The following is a 15,901-nucleotide window of genomic DNA, read 5'->3' as shown; positions in this document are numbered from 1 at the left end:
GCCCATTCCTGCCTCAGCGAACCGCCAGCATCACGGTGATCACGGAGTCAAGAACCAGGTCGACCTGGGCCTCGCGGTATCCCCCCTTCTGCGGGCGGAAGGACACTGTGCGCACCTCATCGATGCTCATCGGTCGACCATCCTGGAAGTAATTCGTCAGGCGCGACGCGAAAGCATCCACATCCACACGGTGATAGCCCTTGCTCAGCAGGCCGACCCGATCGAAACGGTGGGCTGCGGGTCGGGCAAGCCGGTCAAGGATCTCACGGGCGATGCTGCGCGCCTCGGTGTACCAGGCTTCGTCCCCGCGCTCGGCAATCGCACGCTCTCGCTCGCGGCTGGCAAAGGCATCCTCAAGGCGCTCAAGCGCGGCATCCACGTGCGAGGGCGAATAGCCGCCCTTCTGCAGCGAGAAAGCCATCTGACGGATGTTGGTGGCATTGACCACCGCTGGTTCGTTTGGCTCGGCGGAGTAGGCACGACGCGCCTCCTCAAGGAAGTCCTCGACCTGGTCAACGCTATAGCCGCGACGGGACTTGCGGATGCGGGGAAAGGTTGTACTCACGCCACCATTGTGCCCTACCGGTCAGTCCGACGTGATCAGCTGAAGATGACGAATAGCACATAGGCCGCCGCCGAGCTCGGCAGAATCGAGTCGAGGCGGTCGAGGAACCCCCCGTGTCCCGGCAACCAGGTGCTGATGTCCTTGATTCCAAGATCGCGCTTGATGAGCGACTCGGTGAGGTCGCCGATCGTGCCGGTGAACACCATGACCGCGCCGAAGATGAGCCCGAACCACCAGGGCTCGTTCAGCATGAAGAGCGAGACGAGCACTCCCGCAATGAGCGCGGCGAGCACAGAGCCAGCAAAACCCTCCCAGGTTTTCTTGGGACTGATTCGCGGCGCCATCGGGTGTTTGCCGAAGGACAGCCCCGAAGCGTAGGCACCGATATCCACAGAGATAACGATGAGCAGGAAGCCGAGAGCCCACCACTCCCCTCCGTCCTCGGCAGCAAGGAGCACGGCGAAGCTTGCGAGAAACGGCACGTAGACCTGAACGAAGGTGCCGGCCGCGACATCCTTCCACAGGTCCTGGGCGTTGGCCTGGTGATTCTTTCCCAAGCTTTGAGCAAGCCTCCAGACGGCCACGAAGAGTATCGCGCCGAGCACGACGAGCCACCGGCCCTCGCCGCCGAGATAGAAGGCGGCGGGGATCATCGCGAGCCCCGCGACGACACTCGGCCAGCGCGGCACATCGCGACCGGCGAAGCGCAAAGCGCTCGCGAGTTCGAATGTCGTAAACCCGATGAGTGCACCGGTGAAAATCATGAACAGTGATTTGACGAAGATCAGGCTGCCGATGAGCAGGACTCCGAGCCCGATGCCGATGAGAATCGCGAGCGGGAGATTGCGACCGGTGCGCGCCTCGATCTTCACATTGGTGGCGTCGATCTGGGCACGGGTCGCTGCGATCTGCGCCCTGAACTCCTCTTCGAGTAGATGCGCCCGCGCTTCGAGCTCTTCACGCTTGGCTCGGCTGCGGCTCTTCTTGGCCGGAGCTTTCTCCGCTGGCTCAGTCATCTAAACCTCGAGGAGCTCGGCTTCCTTCTTCTTCAGGGCATCCTCGATCGCGTCGATGTGCGCCTTCGTCACCAGTTCGAGTTCTTTCTCACCGCGGGCTACCTCGTCGTCTCCGACCTCGGTCTTCAGGGCGTCGAGATCATCCTTCGCCTTGCGACGAATATTGCGGATCGACACCTTGGAGTCCTCCCCTTTGGCGCGCACGATCTTCACAAATTCGCGGCGACGCTCTTCGGTGAGCTCGGGCAGGGTGGCGCGGATGACCGTGCCGTCGTTTCCGACGTTGGCCCCGAGGTTCGGCGCAGTAGCAATCGCCCGTTCGATGTCTTTGAGCGACCCCTTGTCGTAGGGCGTGATCATCAGGGTTCGTGCCTCTGGGTTGTTCATGCCTGCGAGTTGGCCGAGCGGCGTCGGCGTGCCGTAGTAGTCCACGAGGATCTTCTGGAACAGCGCCGGGTTGGCGCGGCCGGTGCGCACGTTGCTGAAATCGTCTTTCGCAGCTTCGACGGACTTGTGCATCTTGTCTTTAGCTTCTGCCAGGACATCGGAAATCACGAAAGGCCTCCTTCGAGGGGGATGGGACTGAATCGAGTTTAGTTGGGCGCGGCTTGTTCGAAGACCAGCTAGTTGGATACGAGCGTGCCGAGACGGTCGCCGCGGATGGCCGCCGTCACATTGCCGTGCGGTTCCATGCCGAACACGACCATTGGCATTCTGTTGTCCATGCACAGGCTGAATGCCGTCGAGTCCACGACCTTGAGGCCCTTCACGAGAGCCTCCTGGTAGGTGACATGCTGCAGCTTCTTTGCGCCGCTGTTGGTGCGGGGGTCAGAGTCATACACGCCGTCCACGCCGTTCTTGGCCAGCAGCACGACATCCGCGCTGATTTCGAGGGCGCGCTGAGCTGCGACGGTATCGGTGGAGAAGTAGGGTAGCCCGGCTCCGGCGCCGAAGATAACGATGCGGCCCTTCTCGAGGTGACGCTCCGCGCGCCGCGGAATGTATGGCTCGGCGACCTGCGTCATCGAGATGGCGGATTGCACGCGGGTGGCCGCGCCAGCCTGCTCAAGGAAGTCCTGCAGCGCAAGGGCGTTCATGACGGTGCCGAGCATGCCCATGTAATCCGCCCGGCCGCGATCCATACCACGCTGGCTGAGTTCGGCGCCACGGAAGAAGTTGCCTCCACCGACGACGATGGCGACTTCGACATCCGTCGCCGCTGCCGCGATCTCCTTCGCAAGTGAGCTCACCACGTCGGGATTGACGCCGAGCGAGCCGCCGCCGAAGGACTCACCGGAGAGTTTTAGCAGAACCCGTCTCTTGCGCGCGTCCGTCATGTTTGCTCCTTCACTCGTGGCCCGGTTAAGGCTACCGGATGCTCGGCTGCGCGCCATTCCGGATGCTCGGCTGTGCGCCATTGCGGAGCCCGCGAGCCCACGGTGGCGGTGTGGGGTCGTGGGAAATCGACTTGGTAGACGTTGCGACCTCAAGACCGGCAAAGTCCCAACGTCTACCGAGTCGATTGTGGATTGCACCCGGCTGCGGCGAATCAACCGAGGTATAGCGGCAGCACAGGCTCCAATACGCGAAGAAGCCCGGATCGCGTGGTGCGGTCCGGGCTTCTTCGAGCGACGGGTGGTGTCGCGTGCTGTGACGCTAAGTGACGATATGTACCCTGGGGGCTAGGCGCCGACCTTGAATCGAGCAAACCCATTCACGGTGAGGCCCGCATCCTTCAGCACTGTGGCGACGGACTGCTTGTTATCGCGCGCATAGTCCTGCTCGGGGAGCACAACCTGCTTGAAGAAGCCGTTGACGCGACCCTCGATGATCTTCGGAAGGGCTGCCTCGGGCTTACCCTCGCCACGACTGATCTCCTCGACGATCCGACGCTCGGATTCGACCTGATCGACCGGCACCTCGTCGCGGCTCAAGTACAGCGGGTCAGCAAACGAGATGTGCTGCGCGATGCTGCGCGCGGTCTCTGCGTCGTCACCCGAGTATCCGACAACTACGCCGACCTGCGGTGGCAGGTCCTTGTTGGTCTTGTGAAGATACACGGCGAACTTTTCGCCCGAGATGACGGCAACACGGCGCAGAACGATCTTCTCGCCGAGGACTGCCGCTTCGTTACTGATCAGGTCGGCGACCGTTGCCGAGCCAAGCGGGGCCTCAAGGCCCTCTTCGGGCGTGGATGCTCCGGCAGCGACGATCGCGTCAAGCACGGTCTCGCCAAGAGACACGAACTTCGCACCCTTGGCGACGAAGTCCGTCTCACAGGACAGCTCGATGAGAGTCGTGGTCGAGCCGTTCTCCTTCGCTGCGACGAGACCCTCGCTGGTGGAGCGGTCAGCGCGCTTGGCGTTGCCCTTCGCACCTTTCAGTCGCAGCAGCTCGGTGGCCTTATCGAGGTCACCGCCCGCCTCAACTAGGGCGTTCTTGGTTTCGACCATGCCGGTGCCGAGGCGCTCGCGCAGGGTCTTCAGGTCTTCTAGGCTGAAATCTGCCATGTTGGCTTCCCTTACTTCTTTGCGGCAGCAGGCTTTGCTGCAGCGGGCTTCGATGCGGCTGGCTTCGCTTTGTCGGCGGGGTGCGCCTTTTCCGCGTCAGTCGCTTCGGCCTCGATCTTCGCCTCGGCAACAGCATCCGACTCGACATGATGCGCTGGCGCAATGCTCGCATCCGCAGCAGCCTCGTGCTCGGCAACGGCAGCATCCGCATTATTTTCTTCGACCGGCACCTCGGCGGCGATGACCTCGGCTACGGCCGCGCTGTTCGACTCGGTGGAGCTGACGAGACCATCGACGGTTTCAATCTTTTCGGCCTCGGTGGACGGGGCTTGCGACGCTCCGAGGAGCTCGGCTTCCCACTCGGCGAGTGGTTCGACGGCGGAGACGTTGCCCGTGCCCTCTTCAGCCTTCTGGTGACGCTGGATGAGGCCCTCGGCTGCGGCATCCGCAATGATGCGGGTCAACAGTCCGACAGAACGGATCGCGTCATCGTTACCGGGGATCGGGTACTGCACCTCGTCGGGGTCGCAGTTGGTGTCGAGGATCGCGATGACCGGGATGCCGAGCTTGTGCGCCTCATCGATCGCGAGGTGCTCCTTCTTGGTGTCGACGATCCAGATCGCGGACGGAGTCTTGGTGAGGTTGCGGATACCACCGAGCGAGCGCTGCAGCTTGACAAGCTCGCGACGCTGGATGAGCAGCTCTTTCTTGGTGTACCCGCGCGTGGTGTCGTCGAAGTCGATCTCTTCGAGTTCCTTCATGCGGGCCAGACGCTTGGAAACCGTCTGGAAGTTGGTGAGGAGGCCACCGAGCCACCGCTGGTTGACGAAGGGCTGGCCGACGCGCTGCGCCTGCTCCTGGATCGAACCCTGGGCCTGCTTTTTCGTACCAACGAAGAGGATGGTGCCACCGTGGGCGACGGTCTCCTTGACGTAGTCATAGGTCTTGTCGATGTACTGCAGCGACTGCTGCAGGTCGATGATGTGGCTACCCGAACGCTCGGTCAGGATGAAGCGCTTCATCTTCGGGTTCCAGCGGCGAGTCTGGTGTCCGAAGTGCACGCCGCTGTCAAGCAGCTGGCGGATGGTTACAACGGCCATGAGCCGTCTCCTTATCTGCGCCGCGTCTCTGTCGAGCAGCCTCTTCCGAGAGCATCTCTTTCGAGCACGTCATGACGCTATTTCAGTTTCTTATGAACGCCGGACGGCGGCCAATCCTGGTGCCCGACACGCATCCGCCCGACCCGGTGAAACGGGTGGAGACTGGTGGAGGAGTGCCGCATCAGAAGATGCAGTGAGCACGCGTAGTCACCCCACCGAGGCGGGGTGCTTCGAGAAGTGTAACACCGGGCGCTCCTGAGCCGCTCCTCTCCTCCCCTGCCAGCCCGATCGCAATTAACTTCCCCGAATCGCGGATGCCGCGGCTCACCCGTGCGCCGCTACGGGAGGCTGAGCAGATGTTGTCCTCGTTCGCGGCCGCCCGGCCGACCCGGCTTAGTCGCCTGGTGATCCTGTGTGCGCTGCTGTCGGCATCCGTCTCCCTCGTTCCATCGATGGTGCCGGCGAGCGCGCAAGCCGCGGCGAGGGCAACCGCCAGCTGGGACTGGCCAGTGCCAGTCCCCCATCCGATCGTTAGAGGGTTCATCGCGCCGGCCACCGCGTACGCCGCTGGACACCGGGGAATCGATATCTCCGCGAGCGAAGGAATTCCTGTCACCGCCCCCGCGGATGGAATCGTCTATTTCGCTGGCATCGTGGTCGACCGGCCGGTGCTGTCGATCCGGCATGCGGATGGGTTGGTCTCGAGCTATGAGCCGGTCGAGTCAGTCCTGTTGGTTGGAACCACTGTGCGGCGGGGTGACACCGTCGGTCATCTGATCCCCGGCCATTGCACCGCGGCCTGCGTGCATTTCGGTGTTCGTCTCTACGGGCAGTACGTGTCCCCGCTCAACTACCTCGGGGGAATCCCGTGGTCGGTCCTGTTACCGAAACGACCGCAGCGCTTGCCTCTGCCTCCGTAACGCACCCTCGCGGTGACTATCGTTGGAACAATGATCAGCCGACGCGATGCCGCCCAGCGCCTCGACATCCCACTCGAGATGGCCCAGCGACATGGCATCCCGGGCTGGATCTCGGAGGAAGACATCGCGGCACTCGCACAAGATCCTCCGGCCTGGCTCGCGCAGTCCCGCGCGAATCGCTCGGGAGGGCGACCGGTCTGGGTGCAGTTAACCTGTGACATCTGCGGCCACACCGAATCGGCGCGGCCGAAGAAATGGTGGCCAGAGTTCACCTTTCTCAGCTGTTCGGATCACAACATCTGGGATCTACCCGAGCCAGCAGCGGGACTCGCCCGGCAGGAATTCGATGAGATCGGCGGGTTCTTCATCGGGGTAGTGGATAGCTGATTGGTGCTTTTGTCAGGCTCGCGGATGCGCGGTGCGGTAGCTCTCCTTGAGTCTCTCCGCCGACACGTGCGTGTAGATCTGAGTCGTGCCGAGGCTGGCGTGGCCGAGCAGTTCCTGCACCGCGCGAAGATCTGCACCACCGTCGAGCAGATGTGTCGCGGCGGTGTGGCGAAGGGCATGGGGTCCGGAGGGTCCGCTACCGGGGACGGTGGCGAGCAGGGTCGAGACGAGGGTGTAGACCGCCCGAGTACCGAGCCGTGCGCCGCGGCCTGAGAGGAACAGGGCATCTGGTCGGTCGGCGCGGAGAAGCGGGTCTGCGCGGAGAAGTGGGTCTGCGAGCAGAAGCGGGCGCGCGACGGTGAGGTGGCGCTCGAGCAGGATCGGGCGCGCGACAGTGAGGTAGCGCTCGATCGCCCGCTTGGCGGGAACTCCGAACGGGACGACGCGCTCTTTGGAGCCCTTACCCGTGACTCTCACCGTGAGGCGTTCCAGGTCGACGCTGGCGACGTCGAGCCCGGTTGCCTCGCTCACCCGCAGCGCTGACGCGTAGAGGAGCTCGATCACGGCGAGGTCGCGCACGGCCTCTGGGGCATCCGCGTGCGCGCGCGCGACAAGACCTTCGATCAGCGTAGTTATCTGAGGCCTGGTGAGCACGCGCGGAAGATGGTGGTCGACGCGCGGCGACTTCAGCCGGGATGCTGCATCTTGGTGCACGCGGTCCGTCTTCGCAAGCCACGACGTGAGGCTGCGCACGGCAGCGGATCGGCGCGCGAGAGTGGATCGGGCCAGCCCGGCTTGAGAAGCCTGCCAGAGCCAATCACGCAGCAGCTCGAGGGAGATGTTCTCGGCCTCGTCGATCCCCCGTGAGTGTGCGAAGGAGCTCAGCTGAGCGAGATCTGAGCGGTAAGAACGCACGGTGTGAGCGCTGAAGCCGCGTTCGGCGGAGAGATAGACCGCGAAGTCGTCGACCACATGTTCCCAGTGCACGATTCCATGGTGCCGCACGACGACGTCAATGGCTGGATGCCTCGCTCGCGGGTGTGAATCCGGCGTCGGCCCACGACTTTCAGGCTCGCCCGGCCTCAACATCCGCGACCGTCACCGTCGAGGTTTTGTTCGAGAAGATGTCGAGCCGATCCTCGGGGCTGAGCGCGGCCATTCTCTGCACGAAACCCGCGCTGAAGCCGCTCACCGCCGCGTGATCCCCGATCGGGATTACCGAGTGCACCACCTGGTCGTCGTAGATGTGTACCAGATCGAACGACTGCCCGCCATCAACGCCCGACAGCGAGTGCAGAGGTGCGCTGAGATCCATCGTGTAACAGGTGGCGGCCGCGACGGACACGGGGATGCCCGCAAAAGTACTGTGCGTGGCGTAGTGCAGGTGGCCGGCGAGGATGCCGCGCACATCCGTACCCCGAATCACCTCCGCTAACTGCGACTGGCCGCGCAGCTCGAGCAACGCCATCAGGTCTATCGCGGTCGGGATGGGCGGATGGTGCAGGGCGAGCAGGGTGCCGTGTCGAGCCGGGGTAGCGAGTTGCCGGCCAAGCCACTCGAGCTGCTGCGGGGTGATATCCCCGTGATGATAGCCAGGCACGGTGCTGTCGAGAGCGATGATGCGGAGCCCGTCGATATCGTGCACGCGGTCCTGCGGGCGCATCGCAAGTCCGGTCGCAGGGTCATCGTCGTAGAGATCGATCGCGAACCGCTGTCGCTCATCGTGGTTGCCCATCACCCAGATCACCGCAGATCCCATGCGGGCGGCGACCGGTTCGACAATCTGCCGCAGGCTGACATAGGCATCCTGCTCGCCGAGGTCGGTGAGATCACCCGTGAACACAAGAGCTGCCGGGTTCGCGCCGGAACGCTCCAGTTGCTGCAGCGCACGACGGAGGTTGCGATGGGTGTCGATCACGCCGTAGAGCAATGCTCCGTCGGAACACTCGTCTTCACGCCCAGTGGCGTGCTCGTCGGCACCGAGGAAGTGGGTATCGCTGAGGTGGGCGATCACGTGAGTCGGCGCCGGGTACTGTCCAAACTGGGTCACAGCTCCAGCCTAGAGCGGCGGCCTCGATCGACGCAGGAGTGGGAAGATCGCTATGATCGGCGAGATACCCACCCGCGCTCCCGCTCCATTGCACCGCCATCGATCTCGAGGGCGCCGAGCTCCGCCTGCACGTCCGCAATCGACATCCCCGATCGCGCCGCCAGATCATCGACTGTGCGTGGGGCTCTCAGGCTGAGAGCGTCCGTGAGGCGCACCCGCGCAGAAGTCGGGTGCGACTGGCCCCCTGGCGCATCGGAACTGGTGCGCACTTCACTTTGCTGCGCTTCACCTCCCTGCTCTTCACTTCCCTGTGCTTCGCCTTCCTGCATGTCAGTACCAAGCACGAGTTCGGCCATCTCAGACGCTGTGGTCACCAGGGTGGCCGCGAACTCCCGGATGAGGCGGTGGCAGCCCGCGGATGCCGCCGAGGTAACCGGTCCAGGCATCGCCCCAATCGGCCTGCCCAGCGATGCCGCGTGACCGGCCGTGTTCAGTGAGCCAGAACGCCATCCTGCTTCGAGCACGATGGTGGCTTGACTTGCCGCGGCGATAAGCCTGTTGCGTTGAAGGAAGCGCCATTTAGTCGGTGGGGAGCCGCAGGGAAGCTCAGAGACCACAGCGCCGGATTCAACGATGCGCGCTAGCAACGCATCATGGCCGCTCGGATAGAACCGATCGACCCCGCCGGCAAGGATTGCCACCGTCTGTCCGGAGCTCGCTAGAGCTGCGCGGTGAGCCATCCCGTCAATCCCGTAGGCGGCACCCGAGATGATCGCGAACCCACGATCGACCAGCCCCGCGGATGCCTCCATCGTCACGTGCTCTCCGTAGCCGGTCGCGGCTCGGGCCCCGACGAGAGCGATTGAATACCGTGCGGCAGCGAGTGCCGCCTTGTTTCCGCGCAGCCAGAGCGCGATCGGGGCGTGGGGCCCGAGGTCATCGACGCCGATGGGCCACGCCGGATCGCCAGGCACGAGGAGGCGAACACGGAAGCGCACTGCCTGCCGCAGTGCGACGAGAGCGACACCCGACTTGAGCCGCGGGGCCCACCGGGCGAGGGCGGAGGCGAGGTCTGCTGCGGTGAGGTCCGATCCGGCGACGGATGCGGCATCCATGATTCGCGCGACCGGCCAAGCCTCGACCAGTGCGGTCAGTGCACCGTCCGGCCCGAGACTCGCGACGAGTTCACCTGCCGCACGGTCGCCCGGTTCGGCGATGCCGGTCCAACTGGCCCGCGCGAACAGCTCCGCTACGCTTCCGGGGTCAGGGTCAGGGCCGGGCGCAAGGTCTTTGATCAGCCCGGTGATTTCCGTGCTGTCCAATCCGAACATGCTCATGATGGTTCCTTTATCTTGCGTGAGGATCAGAGGGCTCTGCGCAGGTAAAGCGCACGCCCGATGTGGTCGGGCGTGGGGATCACCGCTCCTGCCAGGTCAGCGATCGACCACCCGAGGCGCAGCACCCTGTCATAGCCGCGCATCGTAAGACCGCCCCGTTCGAGAGCACGATCGATCGAGGTCGTCGTCGCCGGGCTGAGTCGGCGCTCCCTGCTGCGCAGCCACGGTCCCGGCACCTGCGAGTTGAGGCGCCACGGCGTGTGTTCGAGGCGTACAGCGGCGGCCGCGCGGGCATCCGTCACTCGCTGGCGGGCTGCCACTGAGGTGATGGATGGGCTTTCGTCACCGAGTCTGAGACGCACCGCCGTCACCCGGTTGACCCTCAGTTGAATATCGATGCGGTCCATCAGCGGTCCCGATAATCGCGCAAGATACCTCCGGCGCACATGGGGCGTACACACGCAGTCCGAGTCTGTGGCGCCATACTGCCCGCAGGGGCAGGGATTGGCAGCCATGACAAGCTGAAAGTGCGCGGGGAAGTGTGCCACGGCATTAGCCCGATGAATACTGACCACCCCGGCCTCGAGCGGCTGGCGCAAAGCGTCGAGGGCGGCCGGTTTGAATTCTGGAGCTTCATCGAGGAACAGGACCCCGTGGGATGCGCGGGCCACCGCGCCGGGGCGAATCACGCCACTGCCACCACCGACGAGGGACGCCGCTGTCGCGGTGTGATGGGGTGACTCGAGGGGCGGACGCACCGCGAGACTCGCCCCGACAGGCAGACCAGCCAGTGAACGGATCGAGCTCACCTCCAGCGCATCTTCGGCTCCGAGATCGGGTAGCAGTCCCGGGAGCCGCGCGGCAAGCATCGTCTTGCCTGCGCCGGGAGGTCCGAGTAAAAAGAGGTGGTGTCCACCCGCCGCGGCGACAGTGAGCGCCTCGATGGCATCCTCATTGCCCACGATGTCGGAGAGATCGAGAACGTCGTCCGCTGGCTCGTCAACGCGAGCCGACTCGATCGCGTCAACCACGATCGGCTCAAGTTCGCCGCCGTGCCAGATCGCAGCATCCCGCAACGAACTCACCGGCACGACCCGGATTCCCGGCACGAGCCCCGCCTCCCCCGCGTTACCGAAGGGAACCATCACGGTTGAGGCACCCGCCCGCGAGGCGGCGAGCACAGCAGGGAGGATGCCAGCGATCGGTCGCAGCCGTCCGTCAAGGCCCAGCTCGCCGAGGTGCACAACCCCGGCCACCGAGTCGAGGGAGATGACGCCTGCCGCCGCGAGCACCGCCATCGCGATAGCAAGGTCGAATCCAGACCCGTGTTTGGGCAGCGCGGCCGGGGAAAGGTTGACGGTGAGCTTACGGTTCGGCAACGGACATCCGGAGTTTGTCGCAGCGGCACGCACGCGATCCCGAGCCTCGTTAAGGGCAGCATCCGGCAACCCGATCAGAACAAAGGAAGGCAGGTTGCTCGAGATGTCGGCTTCGACATCGACCAGTGTGCCGGTGAGCCCGAACAGCGCAACGGCTCTGGTGTGTGCGATCGCCATCAAAACACCCGTGCCAGATGATCGATCTGCGGTGGGCCATCCCCGGGGGCGATAACAGAAATTGCATCGACGCGGATGCGGCGGTGATCGCCGGGGTTCGCGGCGCACCATGCGGCGGCCAGTCGTCTGAGTCGGGCCAGTTTCTGTGCCGTGATCGCGTCGAACGGATGCCCGAACGCCACGCTCGACCGGGTTTTGACCTCGACGAAAACCGTCTCGACCCCATCCACTGCGACAATATCGATCTCACCCTGGCTGCAGCGCCAGTTGCGATCGACCACCAGGTAGCCAGCTCCGGTAAGAAAGGCAGCGGCGAGGTCTTCTCCTCGTCGGCCCAACACATCTTTCGCAGCCATGGCTACCTCCTGAGTCGAGGATGCCGCGGGCGGGATAGGACGCGAGTTGCCGGGAGACTATTTGTGGATCAGCACCATTCGAAGCGGGATGTGCAGGAGGAGGCGGGTCTCAATGCGAGCGCACGATCGCCCCACTCGTGCGGCAGGCGACACTCGACCAACAGGCAACACCAGCGGCACCTATTCGACGTGAGCTGCCAGGTTCCGCCAGAGGAATTCGTAGACAAGCGCCTGGAGGCGTGCCGTGTGCGAATTATCGACCGCACCGCCGTGGCCGCCGTCCGAGTTCTCGTAGTACAGCACGTCATCGATACCCATCGCCTGCATCCGCGCCGCCATCTTGCGCGCCTGCACCGGCCCCACCCGATCATCGCTCGTCGCGGCGTATAACAGCACCGGAGGGTAGGCCCCCTCTTCGCGTACCAGCTGGTACGGCGAAAAAGTGCGAATGTACTCCCACTCCTCCGCGACATCCGGGTCCCCGTACTCGGCGATCCAGGAGGCACCGGCAGAGAGGTGCGTGTATCGCTTCATATCGAGCAGCGGCACACCGCAGACGACAGCGCCGAACAGCTCGGGATAGCGTGTCAGCATGTTGCCAACGAGCAACCCGCCGTTGCTTCGGCCCTCGCACCCGAGCCGTGCTGGGCTCGTGACACCGCGCGTCACGAGATCACGGGCGATCGCAGCGAAGTCCTCGTAGGCGCGGGGTCGATTCCGTTTGAGCGCTGCAGTGTGCCAGCCGGGGCCGAATTCGCCCCCGCCGCGGATGTTCGCGAGCACGAAAACCCCGCCACGCTCGAGCCACGCCCGGCCGACAATGCCGCTGTATTCGGGCAGCCGGGATACCTGGAAGCCTCCGTAACCCGACAGCAGGGTCGGGTGCGAGCCGTCGAGCATCAGCCCGCGTGCCGCGACCTTGAAATACGGCACGCGAGTTCCGTCATTCGAAATGGCCCAGTGCTGCTGCACATCGAACCGGGAAGCGTCAAAGAACGCCGGGGAGCGCCGGATCACCTCCGGGTCGACTGCGCCGAGAACGCCACGCAGCACCGTCGACGGCGTCGTGAATCCGGTCGAATGCAGCCAGAACTCATCGGATAAATCCGGATCGGTATCGATCACCTGCACCGTGCTCAGTTCCGGCACCCCGGTGAGCGCAGACCGCGTCCATCCCGTGGCGGGATCGAGCACGACCAGAGTGGATGCCACATCGACCAGCAGCGTGAGAATCAGGCGGGTAGCAGTGAAATTCCAGTCCTCAAGCGCAGTGTGCGCATCGGGCCGGAACAGCTCGTGGAACCCGCGCTCGCCGCCAAGAAAAGCATCGAGGCTGATCGCGAGCAGGGCTCCGGTGGGGTACACCACTCCGCCGACTGCCCAGTCGGATCGCGGATGCACGAGCAGCCATTCCTGACGCACAGAGATGTCCGCGTCATCCGGAACCTGCAGCTGCACGGGCTGCCCGTCAACGATGAGGAAGGTGCGGCTGCGATAGAAATCGAGGTGTTCCACGATGAGATCGCGCTCGAATCCGACAGTGTGGTGGTGGATGCCCGAGACGCTGAGGTCGCTCGCCGAGACCTCATGCACCAGCGAAGCCTCGGAGAGGGGCTGGCCGCGGCGCAGACGACGAACGGTGCGCGGGTAGCTCGACGCGGTCATGCTGCCGGGCCCGAAGTCGGTGCCGAGATAGATGGTGTCGCGGTCGATCCAGGAGTAGTCGCTCTTTGCGGTGGGCACGATGAAACCGTCGGCCAGAAAGGTGCGGCTCGGCAGATCAAATTCACGCACCGTCACGGCATCCCCGCCATCCGGGGAAAGTGCCACGAGAGCCCGGGTGTAGTCGTGGGGAAGCAGTGATGCTCCGGAAAACACCCATTGCGTGCCCTCGTCGTGGCCGAGCTCGTCGACATCGAGAAGCAGCTCCCAGTCGGTATCCGCCGAGCGGTAGCTGTCAAGGGTGGTACGCCGCCACAGGCCACGTGGATGCTCGCGGTCGCGCCAGAAGTTGTAGTAGTGCGCGCCGCGGCGTTTGACGACCGGGATGCGATCCTCAGAGTCGAATACCTCGAGCAGTTGGCGTGCACGCTGATCAAAATCGGAAGAGGCAAATCGATCCAGGGTTGCCGCCGACTGCGCCGCGGCCCATGCGAGGGGCGCCTCCCCGTGGATGTCTTCGAGCCAGAGGTTCTCGTCAGTCATGCATTAAGCCTAAGCGGGCACCGGGTCGCGATCCGCGCCCGTGGCGGCTACTTCACCAGCGATGGAACGCGCGCGAAGGGGCGCTACTCGTCGAGGGCGAGTTCCTTGGGCAGCTCGAGCTCCTTTGCCGAGAGCTCCTCCACATTCACGTCCTTGAACGTGAGCACGCGCACGGATTTCACGAAACGGTCCGAGCGGTAGACATCCCAGACCCAGACGTCGTTCATGGTGAGCTCGAAGTAGAAATCGTGTTCCGTGTCCTGCCGCACGAGTTCGACCTCGTTGGCGAGGTAGAAGCGACGCTCGGTCTCGACGACGTAGCGAAACTGGGACACGACATCCCGGTACTCGCGGTATAGCGCCAGCTCGACCTCACGGTCATAATCTTCGAACTCATCGTCGTCCATGCTGACGCAATTCTAGTTCAGTCATGCAGGGCGGATTCGCCCGCATGAAGCCAAGTGCGACGGTGGAAATCGGTGGCTCCTAACTCAGCGATCGCTGCAAAATGGCCGGCGCTGCCGTACCCCTTATTCGACGCCCAGCCGTAGCCGGGGCTCTTTGAATTGGCGTCGATCATGAGCCGGTCCCGGTGAACTTTCGCGACGACGGATGCCGCCGCCACGGAGGCACAGTCCCGGTCTGCCTTCACGCGGGTCGTCAACCGCAACGGACTCTGCAGTGCGGGGGTGAGCCAGTCGTGACTCCCGTCGAGCAGGATCACCGATTCGCGAATCAACGCTCCCGCCTCGTGAAGCGAAACGAGTGCCCGCCTCCCCGCGAGTCCGAGTGCCACGATGATGCCGAACTCATCGACCTCGCCGGCCGTGGCGAGTCCCACCGAACTGAACAGTGCCCAGGATGCCGCGAGCGGCGCGAGCTGCTCGCGGCGTTTCTCGCTCAGCAGCTTGGAGTCCCGCAGGCCAACCGGCATCGAGCCGACCGTGACATCCACAACGCAGAGTCCCACGGCCACCGGGCCGGCAATGGCACCACGACCAACCTCATCGCACCCGATCACAAATCGTGCACCCGCCTCATGAAGCTGCGCTTCGTATTGGAGGGTGGGGGCTGCGACACCCACTTACTTGACGGTGCCAGGGTTTGCCGCGGTGACGCCTCCGAAGACATCCGGATAGTCGTCGAGCCAGGTCCAGTGGCTCGTGGGCCAGCTGATCAGGAAGGCACGGCCGACCACTTGATCCATCGGCACGAAACCCTTGCTCGGAGTCGCGGCGTGCGCGCGGGAATCCTCCGAGTTGTAGCGGTTGTCGCCCATTACCCAGAGCGAGTTTTTCGGCACAGTGACCGAGAAGTCCTTCGCGGCGACCTTCGTCACACCGTTTGGGAGCTTGAGGTAGGTCTCGACAAGGGGGATGCCGTTCACGGTCATCTGCCCAAAAGCGTTGCAGCAGGTGACTGTGTCACCCGGTAGCCCGATTACGCGCTTTACGAGGTGGTCGTTGCTGTCTGGCGCGCTCAATCCCACCACGGAGAGCACCCAGTCCACCCCTGCGACGAAGCCGTTCCGCTGCACCGTGGTCTGCGGAGGCAGCCACCCGCCCGGATCCGTGAAGACCACTACGTCGCCGTGCTGCACCGGAAACATCCGCGGCACCAGTTCGTTCACGATGATGCGGTCATCGATCTGGAGAGTGTTCTCCATCGAGCCGGAGGGAATATAGAACGATCGGATCAGGAACGCCTTGATGCCCACCGAGATGATGACGGCTGCGACAACGATCAGCACGATGTCCCGGAGGAAGAGTTTCACTCCGCGCGATCTGCTGTGCCGATTCTCGGCCGCATCCTCGGTGGATGTGGCTGGACCGATGTCTGTCATTAAACCCCTGAGCTCCCCATCATTTTAGGTGGTGGGGAGCTCGGGGAAAAACTTCG

General features: G+C 64.0%; 17 protein-coding genes. 2 read left to right on the top strand and 15 right to left on the bottom strand.

What is annotated here, in order from left to right; genetic code table 11:
• Nucleotides 1-13: 13 nt before the first annotated feature.
• From IWX88_RS03355 to rpsB, 6 genes are all read right to left on the bottom strand, one after another.
• On the bottom strand, nucleotides 14-565 hold the full coding sequence (locus tag IWX88_RS03355) for a DivIVA domain-containing protein (RefSeq protein WP_196827146.1): 552 nt from the start codon (nucleotides 563-565) through the stop codon (nucleotides 14-16).
• A gap of 35 nt (nucleotides 566-600) precedes the next feature.
• Nucleotides 601-1,581, bottom strand: a complete 981-nt coding sequence (locus IWX88_RS03350; RefSeq protein ID WP_196827144.1) for a phosphatidate cytidylyltransferase — start codon at nucleotides 1,579-1,581, stop codon at nucleotides 601-603.
• Nucleotides 1,582-2,136, bottom strand: coding sequence for a ribosome recycling factor (frr, locus tag IWX88_RS03345; protein WP_196827142.1), 555 nt, complete (start codon nucleotides 2,134-2,136; stop codon nucleotides 1,582-1,584).
• A gap of 68 nt (nucleotides 2,137-2,204) precedes the next feature.
• A complete protein-coding gene (gene pyrH / locus IWX88_RS03340; RefSeq protein ID WP_196827140.1) occupies nucleotides 2,205-2,918 on the bottom strand; it encodes a UMP kinase in 714 nt (237 codons plus the stop codon).
• Between the two features lie 345 nt (nucleotides 2,919-3,263).
• Nucleotides 3,264-4,091, bottom strand: coding sequence for a translation elongation factor Ts (gene tsf, locus IWX88_RS03335; RefSeq protein WP_196827138.1), 828 nt, complete (start codon nucleotides 4,089-4,091; stop codon nucleotides 3,264-3,266).
• A gap of 11 nt (nucleotides 4,092-4,102) precedes the next feature.
• Nucleotides 4,103-5,191, bottom strand: a complete 1,089-nt coding sequence (rpsB, locus tag IWX88_RS03330) for a 30S ribosomal protein S2 (RefSeq protein WP_196827136.1) — start codon at nucleotides 5,189-5,191, stop codon at nucleotides 4,103-4,105.
• 356 nt (nucleotides 5,192-5,547) lie between these two features.
• On the opposite strand from rpsB, the gene IWX88_RS03325 reads away from it, so the two are divergent.
• Together IWX88_RS03325 and IWX88_RS03320 are read left to right on the top strand one after the other, a co-directional pair.
• On the top strand, nucleotides 5,548-6,111 hold the full coding sequence (locus IWX88_RS03325; protein WP_196827134.1) for a M23 family metallopeptidase: 564 nt from the start codon (nucleotides 5,548-5,550) through the stop codon (nucleotides 6,109-6,111).
• Between the two features lie 30 nt (nucleotides 6,112-6,141).
• Nucleotides 6,142-6,498 carry a hypothetical protein gene (locus IWX88_RS03320; protein ID WP_196827132.1) on the top strand — a complete coding sequence of 119 codons (357 nt, stop codon included), beginning with the start codon at nucleotides 6,142-6,144 and terminating at the stop codon, nucleotides 6,496-6,498.
• 12 nt (nucleotides 6,499-6,510) lie between these two features.
• On the opposite strand, the gene IWX88_RS03315 is transcribed toward IWX88_RS03320, so the two are convergent.
• The 9 genes from IWX88_RS03315 to lepB all read right to left on the bottom strand — a co-directional run bounded on the left by IWX88_RS03315 (nucleotide 6,511) and on the right by lepB (nucleotide 15,845).
• Entirely contained in the window at nucleotides 6,511-7,485 is a 975-nt protein-coding gene (locus IWX88_RS03315) for a tyrosine recombinase XerC (RefSeq protein WP_370568147.1), read from the bottom strand.
• A 79-nt stretch (nucleotides 7,486-7,564) separates the two neighbouring features.
• Nucleotides 7,565-8,548, bottom strand: a complete 984-nt coding sequence (locus IWX88_RS03310; protein WP_196827128.1) for a metallophosphoesterase — start codon at nucleotides 8,546-8,548, stop codon at nucleotides 7,565-7,567.
• 50 nt (nucleotides 8,549-8,598) lie between these two features.
• Entirely contained in the window at nucleotides 8,599-9,885 is a 1,287-nt protein-coding gene (gene dprA, locus IWX88_RS03305) for a DNA-processing protein DprA (RefSeq protein ID WP_196827126.1), read from the bottom strand.
• A 26-nt stretch (nucleotides 9,886-9,911) separates the two neighbouring features.
• Nucleotides 9,912-11,441, bottom strand: a complete 1,530-nt coding sequence (locus tag IWX88_RS03300; RefSeq protein WP_196827124.1) for a YifB family Mg chelatase-like AAA ATPase — start codon at nucleotides 11,439-11,441, stop codon at nucleotides 9,912-9,914.
• The gene (locus IWX88_RS03295; RefSeq protein ID WP_196827121.1) at nucleotides 11,441-11,797 is read right to left on the bottom strand and encodes a YraN family protein; all 357 of its coding nucleotides are present in this window, start codon (nucleotides 11,795-11,797) and stop codon (nucleotides 11,441-11,443) included. The genes IWX88_RS03300 and IWX88_RS03295 overlap by 1 nt, the downstream gene beginning before the upstream one ends.
• Before the next feature lie 180 nt (nucleotides 11,798-11,977).
• A complete protein-coding gene (locus IWX88_RS03290; RefSeq protein ID WP_196827119.1) occupies nucleotides 11,978-14,002 on the bottom strand; it encodes a prolyl oligopeptidase family protein in 2,025 nt (674 codons plus the stop codon).
• 83 nt (nucleotides 14,003-14,085) lie between these two features.
• Nucleotides 14,086-14,409 (bottom strand): DUF2469 family protein, encoded by a 324-nt coding sequence (locus IWX88_RS03285; protein WP_196827117.1) that lies wholly within the window; start codon nucleotides 14,407-14,409, stop codon nucleotides 14,086-14,088.
• A gap of 17 nt (nucleotides 14,410-14,426) precedes the next feature.
• Complete coding sequence (locus IWX88_RS03280) at nucleotides 14,427-15,086, bottom strand: ribonuclease HII (RefSeq protein WP_196827115.1); 660 nt, start codon at nucleotides 15,084-15,086, stop codon at nucleotides 14,427-14,429.
• Nucleotides 15,087-15,845: a signal peptidase I gene (lepB, locus tag IWX88_RS03275; protein ID WP_196827113.1), complete on the bottom strand. Its 759-nt coding sequence runs from the start codon at nucleotides 15,843-15,845 to the stop codon at nucleotides 15,087-15,089.
• Nucleotides 15,846-15,901 lie beyond the last annotated feature (56 nt).

This window comes from Frigoribacterium sp. CG_9.8 (genome assembly GCF_015751965.1).
In the GTDB taxonomy this organism is placed as follows: domain Bacteria; phylum Actinomycetota; class Actinomycetes; order Actinomycetales; family Microbacteriaceae; genus Lacisediminihabitans.
The sequence above is the reverse complement of the archived record's forward strand: the minus strand, read 5'-3'. Positions and strand labels throughout refer to the sequence as shown.